The sequence below is a fragment of the Pseudomonas moorei genome, assembly GCF_008801475.1.
Lineage (GTDB): Bacteria > Pseudomonadota > Gammaproteobacteria > Pseudomonadales > Pseudomonadaceae > Aquipseudomonas > Aquipseudomonas moorei.
The window spans coordinates 47692-68395 of sequence record NZ_VZPP01000017.1 but is presented as its reverse complement, the minus strand read 5'-3'; the positions used below and the strand labels follow the sequence as shown (position 1 = coordinate 68395).

Genomic DNA, 20704 nt, shown 5'->3' with positions numbered 1-20704 from the left:
GCCCACAATGCTTTGTGGCGCGCATAAAACCTGTGGGAGCTGGCTTGCCAGCAATGGGGCCAGCCGCTACAGCACAATACTCATACCATCAAAAGCCACTTCAACATTGCGCCGCGCCAGCTCTGCGCGTTCTGGCGAATCCTCATCGAGAATCGGGTTGGTGTTGTTGATGTGGATAAGGACTTTGCGCTGCGTGGGCAGTTGCTCCAGCACTTCGAGCATGCCGCCGGGGCCATTCTGCGCCAGGTGACCCATCTCCCGCCCGGTGCGGGTGCCGACGCCACGGCGTTGCATTTCGTCGTCGTCCCACAGCGTGCCGTCCACCAGCAGGCAATCGCTGCCGGCCATGATCTCCAGCAACGGCGCATCGACCTTGCCCAGGCCCGGTGCGTAGAAGAGTTTGCCGCCCGTGTTGAGGTCTTCAACGATCAGTCCGATGTTGTCCCCCGGGTGCGGGTCGAAGCGATGGGGCGAATAGGGCGGCGCGGCGCTGCGCAACGGCAGCGGGGTGAAGCGCAGGTTCGGGCAGGCCGGGATACTGAAGCTCTGGTCGAGTTCGATGCGGTTCCAGGTCAGGCCGCCGTTCCAGTGGGTCAGCATGTTGAACAGCGGGAAACCGCTGCTCAGGTCTTCGTGGACCATGTCCGTGCACCAGACCTGATGCGGGCACCCTTCACGCAGCATGAGCAGGCCGGTGGTGTGGTCGATCTGGCTGTCCATCAGAATGATCGCACTGATTCCGGTGTCACGCAGGGCGCGGCCCGGTTGCATCGGCGCGAAACCCTGAAGTTGGGCGCGGATGTCCGGCGAGGTGTTGCACAGCACCCAGTTGACCCCGTCATCGGAAATCGCGATGGATGACTGGGTACGCGCCTTGGCATTCAGGCTTCCGTCGCGAAAACCTGCGCAGTTGGCGCAGTTGCAGTTCCATTGGGGGAAACCGCCGCCGGCGGCGGATCCCAGGATCTGGACAAACATGGAGGCTCCAAACATTCAACAGCTGAAAATAAAAACGCCTCGGCGAACCGAGGCGTTGAACCGCATGTTCTACCTGGCGGCAGGACTCAACGGCTGGCGAAGTACATGGTGACTTCAAAGCCGATACGCAGGTCGGTGTAAGCAGGTTTGGACCAGGACATGGGAGCGCTCCTTCAGGTGATGGGACAGTTGAGATCTATACATATAGTCCACCTCCAGCAGGAGATGTTCAGATAGTTAGGCTGCTATGTTACTTAAAATTTCACAATAATTGGCTGCAAATGTTCGAGAAAGTTAATTGCAGCCTCGGTAATGATCATTTTGTCACTTGCCAAGGCGAGCCGGGGCAACTCCCGCTGGACAGGCAGCGCCAGCCGTCTTCTGCCTGTTTCAGGCGTTGCGCTGCGGCGATGAGCGTCGGTCGATCAACCAGCAGAATCGCCTCGGGCAGTTGACTCAAATAATCCGACGAGCGGCCGGCCAGTGTGCCCTGCCACAGCAGTTCAGCGGCTTGGGCATTGGGCAACACGGCACTGGCGAATTGGTCGGCCAAGGCCTGGCGCAGGGCGATGAAACTGCCTTCATCGATATCCCGGATCATCTGCGGCAACCCGCCCAGGAACTGCTCAATGTGTTGCAGCAGGTCGACTGGCGCGACGCTCGGCGATTGCACGCCGAACAGCAGTCCGGTTTGGCCGTGCATCTGGCGCAAGGCGCTGAACACCGCATAGCCGAGTTGCAGCTCCACCCGCAGGCGCTGGTAGAACGGCGTGTGGCAGATGTGTGCCAGCAGGCGCCATGCGGCTTCGTCAGCGATCGCTTCGCTCGCGGATGGGCAGAACAGCAGCAAGGCGTGTTCGCTGGACCCGGTATCGAAGGTGCTCCACAGATAGTGCGACGGGCTCGATGGCGGCGGTGTCAGCTGACTGTCCGGCGTGCCGGGGATGCGGCTTAAAGCCAGGCCCATGGCCGCTTGGGTCTGCGCCGACAGACCTATCGCCAGGCCATCCCAGCGGGCGCTTGACCAGAGTTGTTGCAGGTCATCTGAGTAGGCGATGGGTTCAAGGCAATGATCGGGCAAGGCCTTGAGCAATTGTCGAATCGGCATCAACGCAGGGGGCGTCGGCGCATCGGGTGAGACATCCGCCTCAGGTTTTGTCAGCGCTTTCAGCGCATGCTCGAGGACAGCGGGCATCGGCTCCTGCAGTCCGGTCATCTTCAGCAGCCATTCGTTTCCCGATGCGGTGAAGGAAAAATCCACACCGGCCTGACGCGCTTCTTCGCGCAATGTTTGCAGATGGTTTTCCAGGCGCGTCTGCAGGTGAGTGGCAGGTGCCGCATCAAGACGCCAACGCAGATACACCGCACCATGCGCTCCCATCTCCGGCAGCGCCTGGCTGAACTGCATCGGTGAGCGTTCGCGGCGGCTGCGCGAGCGGTCCTGAGCGAAGGTGCGCAGGCCACGATGGGCGCTGGTCTGGCCACGAATCAGGCCGGCGTTGGGGGCAGGCGCATCGGAGCGCAGGAAGGGGTTGGGTGTCGGCAACTGCCATTGACCGCTGAAGTTATCCACAGCACCGATTTGATTCAGCACTTGCTTGAGGGCCGTCGCACCCTGTTCGGATAACCCGGCTTCAAGCTGTTCGTTGTCCAGTCGGGCCAGTTGCAGGGCTGTGCTGACTTGCTGCTGGCGTTGCAGCAGGGCGGCATATTCGGAGCTCAATGCGCTCCAGTCTTGCCGGGCGAAAAAGCCCAGCCAGTCCAGCAGTTGTTCGCGTATCGCCACTGGCGGTGTATCGGCGTTGCGTGTGAACTCGACATGCAGCAAGGCTTGCCCGGCGAATTGATACAACGGTGCCGCTTTCAGGTGGGTGACCCAGCCCCGGTCACGCAACCCGGCCAACAGTCCGCCGGGTTTGGCGCTGTTGAGCCAATGGCACAGGAACGCCAATGCGTCCGCCGAAGAGTCGGGCAGCGCTTCAAGGGCGAACAACAGATGCAGGCGATGAGCGTCCACCTGTTGATAACTGTTGTCCAAAGCGCTCATCAGCGGTGCAGGCGCTTGTTGCGCGATCGGGCTGCCCGCGGGGATGGCATCTGCGAAACCCTGGGCCAGTGCTTTCAGTTCTTCCAGACTTTGCGGCCCCGCCAGGCTCAGGGTCATCTGCCCGGCTTGATAAAAACGCTGATAAAAATCCTGCAAGCCTTGCTGAAATTCCGGCTGCGACACTGGAAGACTGTCGCGGTTGCCGGCGTGAAAGCCGCGCAAAGGGTGCGTTTCACTCAGCCCGTCGAACAGCGCCAGTTGCTGTTGGGCCGTGGCGTCCTGGGACCAGGCGACATACTCGGCCTGCAGCACTTCTCTTTCGCGTTGCTGATCATCCGGATTCATTCGCGGGTGAGCGAGCATGTCTGACATACGTTCCAACCCACCGGCCAACGCCTGCGCCGGCAATTCGAAAAAGTAGTCGGTGGTGCGCTCGTTGGTGCGCGCGTTGACCTGCCCACCATGACTCTGGACGTAGGCCATCAACCCTTGCCCGGCAGGAAAACGCTCGGTGTGCAGAAACAGCAGATGCTCAAGAAAGTGCGCCAGGCCGGGCCAGGCCAGCGGGACATCGTGGCTGCCCGCAGCGACTCGCAAAGCCGCCGCGCAGCGCTTCAAATCCGGCGCATGACGCAGCGTCACCCGCAGACCGTTGGCCAGGGTTTCAGAATGGGGGCGAGGGTGATTCAGCGCAGGCATGGGCACTTCCAGAACAGTGAAGTGCCAATGCTAGCGGATTAGCGCTTGTTCAGCGCGTCGTAAAGCTCGGGGCGGCGATCGAGGAGGTAGCGATTGGCGGCGCGGGAATCGACCATCAACTGACGATCCAGCTCACCGACGATCAGTGCCTCATCAAGACCGGCCTGCGCAATGCGGCTGCCGTCCGGTGCGGCGATGCTGCTCTTGCCGCAGTAGTGGATGTCGCCTTCATGCCCGCAGTAGTTGGCGTAGGCCACATAACACTGGTTTTCAAAGGCGCGGGCGCGGACGGTGACATCAGCGATGAAATCGAAGGGAATCATGTTCGCGGTCGGCACCAGGATCAGCTCGGCGCCCTCAAGGGCCAGGCGCCGGGCATTTTCCGGAAACTCCAGGTCGTAGCAGATCAGGAAACCGAGCTTCCAGCCGTTGAGTTCAACGACCGGAAAATCGTTGGTGCCGGGGCTGAACATCGAGCGGTCGAGGTCGCCGAACAGGTGCGTCTTGCGGTAGTTGCACAGGCGTTCGCCATTGGCATCGATCAACTGCACGGCGTTGTAGATCTGCCCGTCCTCGGTGCGCTCGGGATAGCCATACAAAATGGCAATCCCGGCAGCCTTGGCGATGCGCGCGACCTGTTGCGCCGACTCACCGTTGTACACCTCCGCCAGCACGCTGACAGCATCGACGCCGATGTTGTAGCCGGTCAGAAACATCTCCGGCAGCACCAGCAAATCGGCGCCTTTGGCCTCCAGCGCAAGCTGGTGCAAGCGTTGCAAGTTACCCGCGACATCGAGGGGCAACGGTGGACATTGGTAAAGGGCTACGCGCATTTCGGATTCCTCTTACTCGGGCAGGGCGATCGGTCCGATCTCGTTGAACACATCACCTGGACCCGGATTCTCGGCGTGAGTTGCACCGCCGAAGTGTTTCATGATGCCCCATACCGCGTTGAGCGACGTCTGCACGGCGCCTTCGACCCAGGCCGGTGTCCACGAAACATCATCACCTGCGATGAAAATCCCGCGTTGTTCGGCCGGCATGTCGTCCTGCATGAAGTGCGCGTACATGCGCTGGTTGTAGCGGTAGTGACCGGGCAGGGCGCCTTTGAAGGCACCGAGGAAATGCGGGTCGGCTTCCCAGGACACGGTGATCGGATCGCCGATGATGCGCGCGGCGATGTCGACTTTCGGGTAGATCTTTTTCAGCGCATCGAGTGCCAGCTTCACGCGTTTTTCCACCGGGTGCGGGAGCATTTTCAGCGCATCGCTCATCCACGAGTACGACAGGCAAATGACCCCTGGCTTGTCGTCGCCGTTGTCGAACAGGTAGGTGCCACGGGTCAGGCGATCGGTGAGGGTCATGCTCATCAGGTCGCGGCCGGTTTCCGGGTCCTTGTCCTTCCAGAACGGGCGGTCGACCATCACGAAGGTCTTCGACGATTGCATGTAGCGGGTACGGTCCAGGGCCATCCACATCTTTTGCGAGAACAGGGTTTCGTCGCATTCGATCTGGGTGGTCAGCAGCCAGCTCTGGCAGGTGGTCAGCACCGCGGCATATTCGCGGGTGTCGCCATTGTTGTCGGTCACCGCAAAACGGCCACCGGGAGCGTGGGCGATTTTTTTCACGCCGGAGCGCGGGGCGCCCCGGTGCAACGATTTCAGACTGGTGCCTTCAGGCCAGTGCACGCAACGTTCCGGCACATGGCGCCAGATCCCTTGCGGTACTTGCTCGACACCACCGACCACCAGGTGCTGGTGATCGTCGCAGTTGGTCATGACCACGCGGAAGATTTCCAGCATCGAGTTGGGGAAGTCGGAGTCCCAGCCACCGGTACCGAAACCGACCTGGCCGAACACTTCGCGGTGGTGGAATGACAACTTGGCAAACGCCTTGGAGGTAGCGACGAAGTCGTAGAACGTGCGGTCGTCCCACAGTGGCACCAGGGTATTCCACAGTTCTTTGAGGCGTGGCACGTCGCGGTCGCGAATGGCCTGCTGGATTTCGCCGAAGCGTGAGCCGTCTTCCAGTGCATCGGCCCAGGCATCAGCCACTTCCTGGAACAGCGCGGGAAGGTCCGCCAGTTTCTGTGCGTAATGGGTCTGGCCTTCCAGGTCGATCACGGTGCTGCCGGAGGCAGGCGTCAGCGGGTTAGGGAAGGGTTTGGTCTCAAGACCGAGCTTGTCGACGTAGTGGTAGAACGCGGTGGACGACACCGGGAAGCGCATGCCGCCCAGTTCGGCGACGATGCCATCGGTGCCGTTGAACGTCTGGGAACGCAGGCGGCCGCCCATCTTCGACGCTTCGTAAACCACCGGCTTGAGGCCGAGTTTCATCAGCTCATAAGCCGCCACCAGCCCGGCGATACCGGCGCCGACAATCGCTACTTCGGCGCCATGATGGTGCTCGGGAATGCTGCCCAGCCCGGCCGGGTGTTCGATCCAGTCGTCGAAGGCGAAAGGAAAGTCCGGGCCGAAAATGGTGACTGGTTTCTTACCGTCTGCAGGGTGGCGATTGTTCTTGTTCATGGCTGACCTTACTGGCGTCCGGACGCGGGGTGCGCGTCTGAGTATAGGAAAAGATGCCGGCCATTCTAGAGAGCGTAGAACACGTTAATAAGACGCAAAGTGTCGTCGTTTTGCCATATTAATGATCAATATGACGATTGTGCTGTGCACACTGTCCACTGTGGGAGCGGGCTTGACCGCGAAGAGGCCCGATTAGGCACCGGAGATTGATTGGCTGGATACTCAAACCGGCTGCCCCCGATCAATCTTGCTGCTCAGGATGATCGAGGTCGTCGTTTTCTCCACCCCGTCGACACTGCCGATCTGATCCAGCAACTGATCCAGCTGCTCTGGCGAGTCGGTCCGCAGCCACGCCACATAATCAAATTCGCCACTCACGGCGCACAACTGCTGCACCTGCGCCATGGCGCTCAGGCGTCGCAACACTTCCTTGCCGGAGCGCGGTTGCACGGTGATTCCCACGTACGCCTGCAACCCGCCGTCGACCACACGCTGACCCAGGCGAACGCCATAACCGGTGATCACTTTGGCTTTTTCCAGGCGTGCCAATCGCGATGTAACGGTGGTGCGCGCGATGCCCAGCTGCCGGGCAAGCATGGCCACGCTTTCGCGGGCGTTGATCTGCAGGGCCGCGATCAACTGGCGGTCGATTTCATCAAGAACGGGCGGACGAGTGTCAGGCAAGGGTTGTCTCCAGCGGGACCAAGCAATGGGCAAGCATGTTACAGCCACATCTCTTCGAGCGGAGGTTTGAACTAGGCTGACTACCGTTCATGCCATTTTTACCTGCGACAATTTGCCATAAGTAACTAGGTAGTACATTATTCCGCGCTTGTCACAAATGGGGATAATTTCCGACATGAATACTTCTGGGGCTGCCGCCGGCAGCAAATGGTTGCTGGCGGGACTGGGTGTCCTGATTGCACTGATCGGGCTCGGCCTGGCGGGGGGCGGTGGCTACCTGATTTCACTCGGTGGCAGCTGGTATTTCCTGCTGATGGGCCTGGCGATGCTGGTCTCCGGGCTGATGATTGCCCGCCGTAAACCGGCTGGCGCCTGGCTGTATGGTCTGGCGCTGATACTGACCGCGATCTGGGCGGTATGGGATGCCGGCTTCGAATATTGGCCGCTGGTCTCGCGCGTGCTGACCTTTGCCGTGATCGGCCTGGTCGTGGCACTGTTCTATCCGACGCTGGTGCGTGCCTCGGGCGCGTCCGCAGGGCGTGGCGCCTATGGCCTGGCCGGTATTCTGGCCGTCGGTGTCGTCGCCACCATGGCCTACATGTTCGTGCCGACCCATGTGGTCAAGGCCACCACCGAACCTGCCGTCACGCCGGTCGCACCGGGCACCGAGCAGAAAGACTGGGCGCACTGGGGCAACACCACCGCGGGCAACCGCTTTGCCGCGCTGGACCAGATCAACAAGGGCAACATCGACAAGTTGCAGGTAGCCTGGACCTTCCGTACCGGCGACATCCCGCAAAGCACCGGTGCCGGTGCCGAAGACCAGAACACCCCGCTGCAAATCGGTGACACGGTCTACACCTGCACTGCCTACGGCAAAGTCTTCGCCCTGGATGCCGACACCGGCGCCCAGCGCTGGAAGTTCGACCCGCAAGGCTCCGCGCCGAACTGGCAGCGTTGCCGCGGTTTGGGCTATTCCGAAGCCCCGGCACCTGCAGGTGCTCAGCCAACGGCCTGCACGAAACGTCTGTTCCTGCCGACCGGCGATGCGCGCTTGATCGCCATCAATGCCGAAACCGGCAAGCCATGCGAAGAGTTTGGCAACAAAGGCACGGTCGACCTGAAAACCGACATGGGTGAAGTGAAGCCCGGTTACTACCAGCAGACTTCGACGCCATTGGTCGCCGGAGACGTGGTGATCGTCGGTGGCCGCGTGGCCGACAACTATTCCACCGGCGAGCCGCCAGGCGTGGTCCGTGCCTACGACGTGCGCAGCGGCGAACTGGTGTGGGCGTGGGATCCGGGTAATCCGAACACCACCAAGCGCCCACCAGCAGGTGAGACGTATACCCGTGGCACGCCGAACGTGTGGTCGGCCATGTCCTACGACGCCAAACTCGGTCTGGTGTACTTGCCCACCGGCAACGCCACCCCTGACTTCTTCGGCGGTCAGCGCACCGAGTTCGACGACAAGTGGAACTCCTCCATCGTCGCCGTCGACGTGAAAACCGGCCAGGTGCGCTGGCACTTCCAGACCACTCACCATGATCTGTGGGACTTCGACCTGCCGGCACAACCGCTGCTGTACGACGTGCCGGACGACAAGGGCGGCCTGCAGCCGGCCCTGGCGCAAGTCACCAAACAGGGCGAGATCTTCCTGCTCAACCGCGCAACCGGCGTGCCGATTTCACGCGTTGAAGAACGTCCCGTTCCACAGGGGCATGTGCCTGGCGAACGCTACTCGCCGACCCAGCCGTTCTCGGTGGACATGCCTTCGATCGGCAACAAGACGCTCACCGAATCCGACATGTGGGGCGCCACGCCGTTCGACCAGTTGATGTGCCGCATCCAGTTCAAGGGCATGCGCCACGAAGGCGTCTACACCCCGCCGGGTATGGACCGCGCCCTGCAATTCCCGGGCTCGTTGGGCGGCATGAACTGGGGCAGCGTCTCGGTGGATCCGAACACCAACTACATGTTCGTCAATGACATGCGCCTGGGCCTGGCCAACTACATGATCCCGCGCGACAAGATCGGCGCCGGGGCCAGCGGCATCGAAATGGGCGTCGTGCCGCAGGAAGGCACGCCATTCGGCGCCATGCGCGAACGCTTCCTCTCGGCGGCCGGTATTCCGTGCCAGAAGCCACCGTTCGGCACCATGTCCGCCATCGACCTCAAGACCCACAAACTGATGTGGCAAGTCCCGGTCGGCACCGTGCAAGACACCGGCCCGCTGGGCATCCGCATGCACCTGCCGATCCCGATCGGCATGCCGACCCTCGGCGCTTCGCTGGCGACCCAGTCCGGCCTGCTGTTCTTCGCCGGCACCCAGGACTTCTACCTGCGCGCCTTCGATACCGGCAACGGCAACGAGATCTGGAAGTCGCGTCTGCCAGTGGGCAGTCAGTCCGGGCCGATGACTTACGTTTCGCCGAAAACCGGCAAGCAGTACATCCTGCTCACCGTAGGCGGTGCACGTCAGTCGACGGACCGTGGGGACTACGTGATTGCGTATGCGTTGCCCAAATAAGGGCTGACGTTTGACTCGGAAAAGCCGCGCCATTGCGCGGCTTTTTTCTGGGCGAAAGAGCGACTGTGGAGATCGACTAGGATTGATGCAGTCGAGAGTGCGAGGCGAAGGACATGACGACAAAATTGCATGCCGCTGTACGGGACCGTGCATTGCGGATCGCCCATCACGAAATGGGACACTACGTCGTGGCCCGCTCATTGGGGTTTGAAACAGGTGGGGTCACCCTGACCGTGACCATGGACCTGCGGCACAAAGGGGGCGCAACCATCAATCTGGTGCAGCCCATTGCGTCGATGGACGCCATGAAGGCCTACCTGGAAGCCCGGATCATCATTCTTTTAGCAGGCGCGATGGCCCAGACGTTACCTTCAGCACCTGTCGGCGCAAAACGTGTCGACCTGTCGGAAGCGGCAGCCATCCTCAAAGGGGCGCTCGGTGCGGAACGGGACGACGCAAAAATCAGTGAGCTGCGGCACCTGCTGCGCAACATCACCTATCCCGATACAGGCCTCACATCATCCGAGTGCATCGCGGCCGAACTGAAAACGATCAATGATCGCCTGTGGCTGCGGGCTCAAGAAATGGTTGAGGCTTTGGCAGACACCATTACAGAGTTGGGCGCTGCAGTGGTGGATCGTATGGTTCTAGTGGAGCAGTGGGGAAGGCCTGCGGATACGTATGAAGTGGTGTTGACGGGCGAGAGGCTTGAGCGGATTGGGCCGGTGCGTTGAAACGCGGCAAATCCCTGGTAGGGGCGAGCTTGCTCGCGAAGGTCGTGAAGCAATTAAAAAATGGCTCTATTGCTTCAGGCCATTCAGAAACGCAAAAGCCGCGCATTGCGCGGCTTTCTTGTTTGGTGGGCCCACACGGACTTGAACCGTGGACCAAAGGATTATGAGTCCTCTGCTCTAACCAACTGAGCTATAGGCCCTCAGTAGGCCGCGGATTATAGCGACGGTTTCGCGGCTGTGCTATCCGAAAAGTCTGAAACGGTTGAACGAAGAAACGTCGCGGCGAATTCGTCGGGGGGCAGGGGCAGGCTGACGATGTAGCCCTGGATCTGTTCGCAGCCTTCGTCGGCCAGGAATCGTTGCTGCGCATGAGTCTCCACGCCTTCGGCAATCACGGTGAATTGCATGCTGCGGCCGAGGGCGATGATGGCGCGCACGATGGCGGCGTCGTGTGGGTCGTCGGGCAAGCCGCGAACGAAGGATTGGTCGATTTTGAGTATGTCCAGGGGCAGGCGCTTGAGGTAACTCAGTGACGAGTAGCCGGTGCCGAAGTCGTCGATCGCCAGTTGCACGCCCAGATGCTTGAGTTGATGCAGCACCGCCAGCGCTTCTTCCGCCTGGCTCATGATGAAGTTTTCGGTGATTTCCAGCTGCAGGAATCCCGGTTTGAGGCGGTTGTCCTTGAGCAGTTGTTCGATGCGGCCGAGGAGGTTGGGTTGGCGCAGCTGAGCGCCCGCCAGGTTGACGGACAGCGGGCCGAGGCCTTCGTAGGTCAGGTTCCATTCGTGCATTTGCCGGCAGGCGGTTTCAAGCACCCAGTCGCCGATCTGCAGGATCATGCCGTTCTCTTCGGCCAGGGAAATGAAATGCTCTGGCGGTACGTCGCCAAAGGTCGGATGACGCCAGCGAATCAGCGCTTCTGCCCCCACCAGGCGATAGTCTTCGAGGCTGATTTTCGGTTGGTAGTAGAGCTGCAGCTCGTTGCGCTCGATGGCGCGCCGCAATTCATGCTCCAGCGCCACCCGTTCACTGGCTTGCGCGGTGAGGTCGCGGGTATAGCTTTCGACCCGGTTACGGCCCTTGGCTTTAGAGCGATACATCGCCGCGTCGGCGTTCTTGATCAAGGTGGCGACATCACAGCCGTCCTGTGGATAGAGGCTGGTGCCGATACTGGCGCTGATGAAAAATTCGTGCTCACCGGCCTGGAACGGGGCGGTAAAGCAATTAAGCAGCTTGGTGGCGATATTGTCGGCGTCGCTGGCTTGCTGCAGGCCAGGTAACAGGATGATGAACTCATCGCCGCCCAGGCGGGCCACGGTGTCGATATCGCGCAGTTGCTCCTTGAGGCGCACGGCAATGCCTTTGAGCAGCAGGTCGCCGACCGGGTGACCGAGGCTGTCGTTGATGTGTTTGAAACGGTCCAGATCCAGGAACAGTACCGCGCCCTGGCCGCCATTTTCCTTCTGGGTATTGAGGGCGGTCTGCAGGCGGCTTTCGAATAGTGTGCGGTTTGGCAGACCCGTCAGCGGGTCGTGGTGGGCCTGGTAATCGAGTTTGGCCTGGGCGTGTTTGAGGCTGGAAATGTCAGCGAATACCGCCACGAAGTGGGTGATGAACTTGTCCCGGTTGCGCACGGCGCTGATGGTCAGCCAGCTCGGGTAGAGCTCGCCGTTTTTGCGCCGGTTGGAAATCTCGCCTTGCCAGTGACCTTCGGCGGTCAATTGATGCCACATGGCTGCGTAGAACGCGCTGTCATGCAGGCCGGAGGCAAGCAGGCGCGGGGTATGGCCCAGGGCTTCGCTTTCGCTGTAGCCGGTGATTTCGGTAAACGCGCGGTTGACGGCGCTGATGTGCTGCTGGGTATCGGTGATCAGTACGCCTTCGGCAGTGCTCTCGAACACCGTCGCCGCTTGTTGCAGTTTCTCCTGCATCAGATGGCGCTCGGTAATGTCCCGGGCGATGGTCAGCATGCAGTCCTCATCGCCAATCGGCAGCGGACGGCTGGAGACTTCGCAGAGGCGAATCTGCCCGTCGCTGCGGCGAATATGGCAGCTAAAGTCGCGGACAAAGCCGTCGCGGTGCAGCAGGTCGAGCATCTGCTTGCGCTCGTTGAGGTTGACCCAGATACCCAGGTCCAGTGCCGAACGGTCCACCGACATCGCGCTGTTGAACCCGGTAATGCGGCTGAACCCTTCGTTAACCTCAATCAGCAGGCCGTCACTTTGCCGGGACAGCAACAAGCCGTCCGGCGAGGCGTGAAACGCCTTGGCGAATTTCTCTTCGGAGGTTTGCAGTTGTTGCTGGGTTTCCTTGAGCTGGGTGATATCACGCACGACCACCACCAGCGCCGGGGTCGTATCGAGGTCGAAGGGTTCGGCGGAAATCAGGCCGGTAAACACCTGGCCATTGCTGCGACGAAAGGGCATCTCCAGGTTGCGGATGCTGCCAGCCTGCAAGCGCTGCAACAGCCCCGGCCCGACGCCGGGAATGCCCCAGATATTCAGGTCGGTGGCGGTCTGGCCGATGACGTCCTCGGCACGCAGGCCGATCTGTTCTTCGAACGCTTCGTTGACTTCGAGCAGGCAGCCGTCGGAAAGGCGCGCGATGACCAGAATGTCGGGGCATTGCTGGAAGACCGAGGCAAATTTCTGCTCCGACAGGCGCAGGGCTTCTTCGGTGCGTTTGGCTTCGCTGATGTCGATCATCAACCCGCGCATCACTGGTTCGTGGCCATGTTCGATCAGGCTGACGATATCGCGCACCCACAGGCAGCGCCCATCGGCGGTGATGACCCGGTAATCGAGGCTGTGATCGCGCCCGGCCAGCACTTCGTGATCACAGAAGTTCTGCGCGCGGGTCAGGTCGGCGGGGTGAATGATGTTGCGCCAGAAGCCCGGAATCAGCCAGTGCGACAGCGGATAGCCAAGCAAGGCTTCGGCGTGGGGCGACACATAGCTGTAGGTGAAGTCGCTCATCCGCGCTTCCCAGGCAATGGCCGACAGGCTCTCCACCAGCCCGCGGTAGTGGTATTCGCTGCTGCGCAGTTCCTGTTCCAGATCGACGCGGCGGGCGATCTCCGAGCTCAGTCGGCGGTTGATCCGGATCACTACGGCCAGCACGATCATCAACAGCAGTAATCCCGGCAGGCCATAGACCAGTAGATCGGACCAGAAAGTTCGATGATCGAGGACGTTGCCTACCCAATGCTCCTGGATGGCACTGATTTCTGCAGGACTCACGTCCGCCAGAACCTTATCCAGGATGCCAACCAGCACCTTGTTGTCCCGGGGCACGCCCATGGCCAATTGATAGCGATAAGGGGTTTCGCCGCTGACGTACAGCCCGTCCAGCTTGAGCTGGCGCAGGCTCCACACACTGGAGGCGAGGTCGCCAACCACCGCGTCCACTTCATCGGTGGCCAGCGCCTGCAGTGCAGAGCTGACATTGGGCATCGCCACCAGGTTCAAATCGGGATTGTGGGTGCGCAGCAGTTCGTGGGGGGCGTAGTTTTCCACCACGGCGATTTTCAGCCCGTAGAGGTCCTGGATTTTGCGAGGTTGGGCGCCACCGACATGCGCCAGGATGACAATCGGGAAATCCAGATAGGGGCGCGTGAACGACAGGTAGTTCTGGCGTTCCGGGGTCGACATGATGCCCGGCAACAGGTCCAGCTTGCCTTGTTTGGCTTGCTCCAGCACGGCTGTCCAGCTGACCGGCTCGATAGGCGTCAGATGAACGGCCAAACGCTGACGGATCAGGTCGATATAGTCCGCCGCAAGTCCCTGGTATCGGCCCTGATCGTCGCGAAACTCAAAGGGAGGCCACGAGGCATCGACACCCAGCCGCAAGTTCGGGTGGGCCGCAAGCCAGCTACGTTCTTCGTCGTTCAGAGTCAGCGCGCCAGCCGTTGCGGTCCAGGTCATCAGCGACAGCAAAAAAAGCACGGTCGGCAGTCTGGGCATAACGGTCTCGTTATGGCTCGGGGGAATGCTTCGAGTGTAGACGGGCAAATCGGCGGAAGGGGGAGGACGGGGGATTTAATCTGTGGAAAGCAAAACCCCCGGCCAGGGCCGGGGGTTTTGTGATCACTCGTCGAGGAAGGAGCGCAGATGCTCGCTTCTCGTCGGGTGGCGCAGCTTGCGTAGCGCCTTGGCTTCGATCTGACGAATCCGTTCACGGGTCACGTCGAACTGCTTACCAACCTCCTCGAGGGTGTGGTCGGTATTCATGTCGATACCGAAGCGCATGCGCAGAACCTTGGCTTCACGGGCAGTGAGGCCGGAGAGTACTTCGCGCGTCGCTTCTTTAAGGCTCTCAACGGTGGCTACATCGATTGGCGACTGCATGGTCGAGTCTTCGATGAAGTCGCCCAGATGGGAGTCTTCGTCATCACCGATCGGGGTTTCCATGGAGATCGGCTCTTTAGCGATCTTCAATACCTTGCGGATCTTGTCCTCAGGCATTTCCATGCGTTCGCCCAGCTCTTCCGGCGTCGGTTCACGACCCATTTCCTGCAGCATCTGGCGGGAAATGCGGTTGAGCTTGTTGATCGTCTCGATCATGTGCACCGGAATACGGATGGTGCGGGCCTGGTCGGCGATCGAGCGAGTGATCGCCTGACGGATCCACCAAGTGGCATAAGTCGAGAATTTGTAGCCACGACGGTATTCGAACTTGTCTACCGCTTTCATCAGGCCGATGTTGCCTTCCTGGATCAGGTCGAGGAATTGCAGGCCACGGTTGGTGTACTTCTTGGCGATGGAGATCACCAGACGCAAGTTCGCTTCAACCATCTCTTTCTTCGCGCGGCGGGCCTTGGCCTCACCGATCGACATGCGACGGTTGATGTCCTTGATCTCGGCGATCGTCAAACCGGTTTCGGTTTCCAGCGCGGTCAGCTTTTGCTGGCAACGAATGATGTCCGGTTGCAGGCGACCAATGGCTTCAGCGTATTTGCTTTTGCCTTTGGCCAGGGCATCGGACCAGCTTTCGTCGACTTCGTTGCCCGGGAACTGGCGCAGGAAATCGGCACGCGGCATGCGCGCATCACGAACGCAGAGCTGCATGATTGCACGCTCTTGCTGACGCAGACGATCCAGGGCGCTGCGAACACGCTCGACCAGGCCTTCGAATTGCTTCGGAACCAGTTTGATCGGCATGAACAAGTCGGCCAGCGCCAACAGTTCGGCAATAGCTGCCTTGTTGTGGCGACCGTGCTTTTTCAGGGCCTTGCGGGTGATTTCCATCTGATCGGCAACAGCACCAAAGCGCTGTGCTGCGATGATCGGATCCGGACCGCTTTCGGCTTCCTCTTCGTCATCCGAGGCTTCGGCGTCATCATCGTCAGAATCGTCGTCCGCTTTCACGGCTTTCGGATCGATCGGTGGTGGCACTTCGGCTGCAGGCGGCGCAATGCCGTCGTCCGGGTCGATATAACCGCTCAGGACGTCGGACAGGCGACCACCTTCGGAGGTGACGCGGGTGTACTCGGAGAGAATATGGTCAACCGTGCCAGGGAAGTGCGCGATTGCGCTCATCACTTCACGGATGCCCTCTTCAATACGTTTGGCGATTTCGATTTCGCCTTCACGCGTGAGGAGCTCTACAGTACCCATTTCGCGCATGTACATGCGCACCGGGTCGGTAGTGCGACCAATGTCGGTCTCGACCGCTGCCAGCGCAGCTGCTGCCTCTTCGGCCGCGGCTTCGTCGGTATCGGCGTCGGCCAGCATAAGGGAATCCTTATCTGGCGCAACCTCGAATACGTTGATCCCCATGTCATTGATCATGCGGATGATGTCTTCCACCTGTTCCGGATCTGAAATATCCTCCGGCAGGTGGTCGTTGACCTCCGCGTAAGTCAGGTAGCCCTGCTCACGACCAAGTGTGATCAACTCTTTGATACGAGACTGCTGTTGCGCTTTTCCGGACATAACACCCTATCCACTGAAGGTCTTGGCGGGCAAAAAACAAGCCGAGGATTATACCTGAGCTATGACCTCACGCGCCAGTTGAGGTCGGGTTTGATGCGGAAACATTGCGACTTAATAGGTCGCGCAGTTGGTTTTTCTCTTCTGTGCTCAGTTCACTTTGACGTGCTTTCCTGAGCAGTTGTTCCAGGTTTCGCTCGCGTTGGCGGGCTGACAAGCTAGTAATGGTGTCGAAAAACTGTTGTTCAAGGTTGTCCCCTTCAATCAGCCATTCCTTTTCCGCCAGGGCCTTGAGCAAACGGCCTTGCTCCGTGCCGTGCCAACGTGCAATCAATTGAAATGAGTTTAGCTTGGGATTCTTCTGCACGGCTTCGAGCAACGCCACCAGCAGTTGAGTGTTGGTGTGGTCCTCGGCGGCAAAGTGCCCGGCATCCTCGACTTTTTCCGCCAGTTGCGGGTGATGCAGTAGCGTACGCAAGGCGGCAAGGGTCGGTGGTTCGACGGCGGCCGGGATCCGCGGGGCACGTGGTTGATCGCGATCGCCGCCACGCTTGCCGTTCTTGTCCCAGGGTTTTTTGTCCCATTTTTTGCCGCCGGCACCGGATTTCTTGGGCGTCCATTCCTGTTGCGGCACATACATTTCTTGCGATTGCGGCTGATGATAGTCGCTGTAATCGGGCATCGCGTCGTAATCAATGCCCGGGTCGTAAGCGGGCGGCGCCTCTTGTGGCGCGCTTTGCGCCAGTTGGCTGACCGTTTCGCTGCTCAGGCCGGTGATTTCGGTCAGGCGCTGGCGCATCAGAATGCGCAGGTTGGCTCCCGGCACCTTGTCGATCAACGGCGCTGCGAGGGTGGCCATGTGGGCCTTGCCTTCGAGGGAGCGCGGGTCCGATTCTTCTGTCAGCTGTTGAAAGAAATAATCTGCCAGTGGCTGGGCGTGCTGGTTGATTCGCGCGCGAAAGGCGTCAGTGCCTTCGGAGCGTACCAGTGTGTCGGGGTCTTCGCCTTCGGGCAGGAACAGGAAGCGTGCCCGTCGCCCATCCTGCAGGCTTGGCAGAGTGGCTTCCAGTGCGCGCCACGCGGCGTTGCGACCGGCCTGGTCGCCGTCGAAGCAGAACAACACGCTGGGCACGACGCGAAACAGTCGCTTGAGATGTTCTTCGCTGGTGGCGGTACCCAGAGTGGCGACAGCGTTGCGCAGACCTTGTTGGGCGAGGGCGATGACGTCCATGTACCCCTCGACGACGATGATTTCGTCGAGGTTGCGGTTGTTCTTGCGCGCTTCATACAGGCCGTAGAGTTCCTGGCCTTTATGGAATACCGGGGTTTCCGGTGAGTTCAGGTATTTCGGCTTGTCGTCGCCCAGCACCCGGCCACCGAAGGCAATGACGCGCCCGCGACTGTCGCGGATCGGGAACATCACGCGATCACGGAAGCGATCGTAGCGTTTGCCGGTTTCGGCGTTCTCGATCAGCAGGCCGGCATCGATCATGGCCTTTTGCTGCAGAGTATCGCTGCTCAAGTGCTTGAACAGGTTGTCCCAGCCGGGCGGCGCGAAACCGAGGCCGAAGTCGCGGGCGATTTCGCCGGTCAGACCACGACCTTTCAGGTAATCCACTGCAGCTTTGCGCGAAGGGTGGCTCTTCAGGGCCTGACGGTAGAAGTCGGCCGCGGCGGTGAGCAACGGGTACAGCGGCGAATCGGTCGGCTGGCGCGGTTTGTGCGCGCGGCCGCTTTCTTCCCGTGGGACTTCCATGCCGGCCGCCTTCGCCAGGTCTTCGACGGCCTGGACGAAATCCAGGTTGTCGTGGTCCATGATGAAGCCCAGGGCATTGCCGCCAGCGCCGCAGCCGAAGCAGTAATAGAACTGCTTGTCGGGACTGACGCTGAACGAAGGGGTTTTCTCTTTGTGGAACGGGCAGCAGGCTGTGTAGTTCTTGCCGGCTTTTTTCATTTGCAGGCGAGAGCTGACCACATCGACGATGTCGGTGCGGTTCAGAAGGTCGTCAATGAAGCTCTGGGGAATTAGCCCGGCCATGGCGTTCTCGTCATCTGCGCTGAATGAAGTCCGAAACGAAGGGTAGTCGAACGAAGGTCGTTGTTTGAGGTGCGCAAGAAGGGCGGCTCGACCGGTGTCGTCTGCGTAATCGCTATCGGGAAGTGTATCTGCCGAAAATCCCCTGACATTAATGCCAATCAGTATTCGACTTTTTGAAAGTGTTGCGCTGAATCCGGCTGCGGCCAGTCATGGGCCTCGGATAGCTCATCATTTGCACGCATGAGGTGCCTTGGGCTGATCGTCGTGAGAGGAATCAGTGGGTGTGCTCGTCAGTAGCCTTGAAAGGCTCGTCAGAAAAGACGTGCACCGCTGGCAAAAGAGCCAGGTCTGACGCGGTAAAGCAGATTTGTCTCGGTCGCGTCTGCGGCTTCGACAGTGAAGCATCAAGCGTTTACGCAAAGCCATTAGCCCGGCAAAGAGCCGGGCTTGGCAGAAGCTTGCTACGAACGTCTGTGTATTAGTACAGACGAACGGCGCGGCGCTGTTCGCGCTGAACTTTCTTGGCGTGACGCTTAACAGCGGCTGCTGCTTTGCGCTTACGCTCAGAAGTTGGCTTCTCGTAAAATTCGCGGCTACGAACTTCAGCCAGTACACCGGCTTTTTCGCAGGAGCGCTTGAAACGACGCAGAGCTACGTCGAAGGGTTCGTTCTCTTTTACTTTGACGGCTGGCATCCAGAGCTACCTTCATTCATTACCGGGGTCAACATCCTCGCGGCAAAAGAGCACTTGAAGACGTCGGTTTTTAAGGGTTGCGGATGTTAACCCCTCATCGCACGGAATGCAAAGCCTCTGATCGAAAACCGCTGGTCGGGGCATCACGCGACGACTATTATGCGCGCCTTCGAATTCAGCCTAAACAAGGCGCAAACCCATGCTAGTACTGGGATTAGAAACCTCCTGCGACGAAACCGGTGTCGCATTATATGACAGTGAGCGCGGTCTGCTGGCCGATGCGCTGTTCAGCCAGATCGACCTGCACCGTGCCTATGGTGGCGTGGTGCCGGAGCTGGCCTCGCGTGACCACGTCAAACGCATGCTGCCCTTGATTCGTCAGGTGTTGGCCGAAGCCGACTGCGTGCCGACCGAGATCGATGCGATCGCTTATACCGCGGGTCCTGGCCTGGTAGGGGCGCTGCTGGTCGGCGCTTCCTGTGCTCAGGCACTGGCCTTCGCCTGGGGCATTCCGGCCCTTGGCGTACACCACATGGAAGGCCACTTGCTGGCGCCGATGCTGGAGTCGCAACCGCCGGAGTTTCCGTTCGTCGCTTTGTTGGTGTCCGGCGGTCATACGCAGCTGGTTCAGGTCGACGGGATCGGTCAATACACGCTTTTGGGCGAGACCCTGGACGATGCCGCCGGCGAAGCGTTCGACAAGACCGCGAAAATGATGGGCCTCAACTATCCTGGTGGCCCGGAAATCGCTCGTCTGGCTGATCAAGGGGTTGCAGGACGTTTTGTCTTCCCGCGTCCGATGTGTGACCGTCCTGGCCTCGATTTCAGCTTCAGCGGCCTGAAGACCTTTGCCCTGAACACCTGGCAGCAGTGTGTGAGCGCCGGGGACGACGGTGAGCAAGCCCGTTGCGACATCTCGCTGGCGTTCCAGCAGGCCGTGGTGGAGACTTTGACCATCAAGTGCAAGCGTGCCCTGAAGGCGGCGGGCATGAAGCGTCTGGTGATCGCTGGCGGGGTCAGCGCCAACAAGGCGCTGCGCACGTCCCTGGAAAAAATGCTCGGCGACATGAAGGGCGATGTTTTTTATGCCCGTCCACAGTTCTGTACCGACAATGGGGCGATGATCGCTTTTGCCGGCTGCCAGCGCTTGCAGGCCGGTCAGCAGGAAAGTCTGGCGATCAGTGTCCATGCGCGTTGGCCGATGGAGCAGCTCTCGGCGCTGTGATGATGGGCGCTACCGGGCGGCATTTAAAAATGCCGTTCGCGCCCGGCAAACAGGTCGCGTAGATTGCCTCGATGACGCCAGACGATCATCCCCGTGAGCGCGCTCATGGGCAGCAGCGCCCCGGGTTCTTGCCAGGCCAGCAGCGGCAGGGTCAGCGGCGTAGCGATCAAGGCGGCCAGTGAGCTGGTGCGGGTCAGGTAGAACGTCAGCAGCCAGGCGCAGACCGCCAGTAGCGCCGCAGGCGGGTACAGGCCCAGCAACATACCGGCAGCGGTGGCAACACCCTTGCCACCGCGAAAGCGGAAGTACAGCGGGAACAGGTGGCCGATGACGGCGCAGACGCCGATCCAGGCCTGATCATGCAGGGAAAGCCCGGCAAAACCGGCGATCAGCACGGGTAGCAGGCCTTTGCAGAGGTCTCCGAGCAAAGTCAGGACGGCGAGTTTTTTGCCGGCCAGGCGCAACATGTTGGTGGCGCCGGCATTGCCCGAGCCACTCATTCGCGGATCGGGGTTACCGGTCAGGCGGCTGAGCAAAATGGCGAAGGACAGAGAGCCGAGCAGGTAGGCGAGGATCGCCAATAACCAAAACATGCTAACTATTCCGGGCGAGGAAGC

The 20704-nt window shown here is 60.4% G+C and carries 14 protein-coding genes and 1 tRNA gene; 3 read left to right on the top strand and 12 right to left on the bottom strand.

Annotated features, from left to right (window positions below; translation table 11 throughout):
* Positions 1–66: 66 nt before the first annotated feature.
* The 6 genes from pqqB to F7R06_RS26795 all read right to left on the bottom strand — a co-directional run bounded on the left by pqqB (position 67) and on the right by F7R06_RS26795 (position 6936).
* Complete coding sequence (gene pqqB / locus F7R06_RS26820) at positions 67–978, bottom strand: pyrroloquinoline quinone biosynthesis protein PqqB (RefSeq protein ID WP_090325737.1); 912 nt, start codon at positions 976–978, stop codon at positions 67–69.
* 86 nt (positions 979–1064) lie between these two features.
* The gene (gene pqqA / locus F7R06_RS26815; RefSeq protein ID WP_009045898.1) at positions 1065–1139 is read right to left on the bottom strand and encodes a pyrroloquinoline quinone precursor peptide PqqA; all 75 of its coding nucleotides are present in this window, start codon (positions 1137–1139) and stop codon (positions 1065–1067) included.
* A 155-nt stretch (positions 1140–1294) separates the two neighbouring features.
* Entirely contained in the window at positions 1295–3724 is a 2430-nt protein-coding gene (gene pqqF / locus F7R06_RS26810) for a pyrroloquinoline quinone biosynthesis protein PqqF (protein ID WP_090325735.1), read from the bottom strand.
* A 38-nt stretch (positions 3725–3762) separates the two neighbouring features.
* A complete protein-coding gene (locus F7R06_RS26805) occupies positions 3763–4557 on the bottom strand; it encodes a carbon-nitrogen hydrolase family protein (protein ID WP_090325733.1) in 795 nt (264 codons plus the stop codon).
* 12 nt (positions 4558–4569) lie between these two features.
* On the bottom strand, positions 4570–6252 hold the full coding sequence (locus F7R06_RS26800; protein WP_090325731.1) for a flavin monoamine oxidase family protein: 1683 nt from the start codon (positions 6250–6252) through the stop codon (positions 4570–4572).
* Between the two features lie 222 nt (positions 6253–6474).
* Positions 6475–6936: an Lrp/AsnC family transcriptional regulator gene (locus tag F7R06_RS26795; RefSeq protein ID WP_007980298.1), complete on the bottom strand. Its 462-nt coding sequence runs from the start codon at positions 6934–6936 to the stop codon at positions 6475–6477.
* A 175-nt stretch (positions 6937–7111) separates the two neighbouring features.
* On the opposite strand from F7R06_RS26795, the gene F7R06_RS26790 reads away from it, so the two are divergent.
* Together F7R06_RS26790 and F7R06_RS26785 are read left to right on the top strand one after the other, a co-directional pair.
* Positions 7112–9466: a glucose/quinate/shikimate family membrane-bound PQQ-dependent dehydrogenase gene (locus F7R06_RS26790; protein ID WP_090325729.1), complete on the top strand. Its 2355-nt coding sequence runs from the start codon at positions 7112–7114 to the stop codon at positions 9464–9466.
* A 113-nt stretch (positions 9467–9579) separates the two neighbouring features.
* On the top strand, positions 9580–10200 hold the full coding sequence (locus F7R06_RS26785; protein ID WP_090325727.1) for a zinc metalloprotease: 621 nt from the start codon (positions 9580–9582) through the stop codon (positions 10198–10200).
* Between the two features lie 123 nt (positions 10201–10323).
* On the opposite strand, the gene F7R06_RS26780 is transcribed toward F7R06_RS26785, so the two are convergent.
* The 5 genes from F7R06_RS26780 to rpsU form a co-directional block, all read right to left on the bottom strand.
* A tRNA-Ile gene (locus F7R06_RS26780) sits at positions 10324–10400 on the bottom strand.
* 15 nt (positions 10401–10415) lie between these two features.
* The gene (locus F7R06_RS26775) at positions 10416–14162 is read right to left on the bottom strand and encodes a bifunctional diguanylate cyclase/phosphodiesterase (protein ID WP_090325724.1); all 3747 of its coding nucleotides are present in this window, start codon (positions 14160–14162) and stop codon (positions 10416–10418) included.
* A 123-nt stretch (positions 14163–14285) separates the two neighbouring features.
* Positions 14286–16133, bottom strand: a complete 1848-nt coding sequence (rpoD, locus tag F7R06_RS26770) for an RNA polymerase sigma factor RpoD (RefSeq protein WP_090325723.1) — start codon at positions 16131–16133, stop codon at positions 14286–14288.
* A gap of 67 nt (positions 16134–16200) precedes the next feature.
* Complete coding sequence (dnaG, locus tag F7R06_RS26760; protein WP_090325722.1) at positions 16201–18168, bottom strand: DNA primase; 1968 nt, start codon at positions 18166–18168, stop codon at positions 16201–16203.
* Positions 18169–18646: 478 nt separating this feature from the next.
* Positions 18647–18862, bottom strand: a complete 216-nt coding sequence (gene rpsU, locus F7R06_RS26755; protein WP_002551877.1) for a 30S ribosomal protein S21 — start codon at positions 18860–18862, stop codon at positions 18647–18649.
* 199 nt (positions 18863–19061) lie between these two features.
* Between rpsU and tsaD the strand changes: the two genes are divergently transcribed.
* On the top strand, positions 19062–20087 hold the full coding sequence (gene tsaD, locus F7R06_RS26750; protein WP_090325721.1) for a tRNA (adenosine(37)-N6)-threonylcarbamoyltransferase complex transferase subunit TsaD: 1026 nt from the start codon (positions 19062–19064) through the stop codon (positions 20085–20087).
* A gap of 23 nt (positions 20088–20110) precedes the next feature.
* Here tsaD and plsY read toward each other — a convergent pair whose 3' ends face one another.
* Positions 20111–20680 carry a glycerol-3-phosphate 1-O-acyltransferase PlsY gene (gene plsY / locus F7R06_RS26745; protein ID WP_090325720.1) on the bottom strand — a complete coding sequence of 190 codons (570 nt, stop codon included), beginning with the start codon at positions 20678–20680 and terminating at the stop codon, positions 20111–20113.
* Positions 20681–20704: the final 24 nt, after the last annotated feature.

Bases quoted from the DNA above. Each gene is read 5' to 3' on its own strand.
- pqqF (WP_090325735.1), bottom strand. From the start codon at position 3,724: ATGCCTGCGCTGAATCACCCTCGCCCCCATTCTGAAACCCTGGCCAAC.
- pqqB (WP_090325737.1), bottom strand. From the start codon at position 978: ATGTTTGTCCAGATCCTGGGATCCGCCGCCGGCGGCGGTTTCCCCCAA.
- rpoD (WP_090325723.1), bottom strand. From the start codon at position 16,133: ATGTCCGGAAAAGCGCAACAGCAGTCTCGTATCAAAGAGTTGATCACA.
- F7R06_RS26785 (WP_090325727.1), top strand. From the start codon at position 9,580: ATGACGACAAAATTGCATGCCGCTGTACGGGACCGTGCATTGCGGATC.
- F7R06_RS26790 (WP_090325729.1), top strand. From the start codon at position 7,112: ATGAATACTTCTGGGGCTGCCGCCGGCAGCAAATGGTTGCTGGCGGGA.
- F7R06_RS26805 (WP_090325733.1), bottom strand. From the start codon at position 4,557: ATGCGCGTAGCCCTTTACCAATGTCCACCGTTGCCCCTCGATGTCGCG.
- plsY (WP_090325720.1), bottom strand. From the start codon at position 20,680: ATGTTTTGGTTATTGGCGATCCTCGCCTACCTGCTCGGCTCTCTGTCC.
- tsaD (WP_090325721.1), top strand. From the start codon at position 19,062: ATGCTAGTACTGGGATTAGAAACCTCCTGCGACGAAACCGGTGTCGCA.
- F7R06_RS26800 (WP_090325731.1), bottom strand. From the start codon at position 6,252: ATGAACAAGAACAATCGCCACCCTGCAGACGGTAAGAAACCAGTCACC.
- dnaG (WP_090325722.1), bottom strand. From the start codon at position 18,168: ATGGCCGGGCTAATTCCCCAGAGCTTCATTGACGACCTTCTGAACCGC.
- F7R06_RS26775 (WP_090325724.1), bottom strand. From the start codon at position 14,162: ATGCCCAGACTGCCGACCGTGCTTTTTTTGCTGTCGCTGATGACCTGG.
- rpsU (WP_002551877.1), bottom strand. From the start codon at position 18,862: ATGCCAGCCGTCAAAGTAAAAGAGAACGAACCCTTCGACGTAGCTCTG.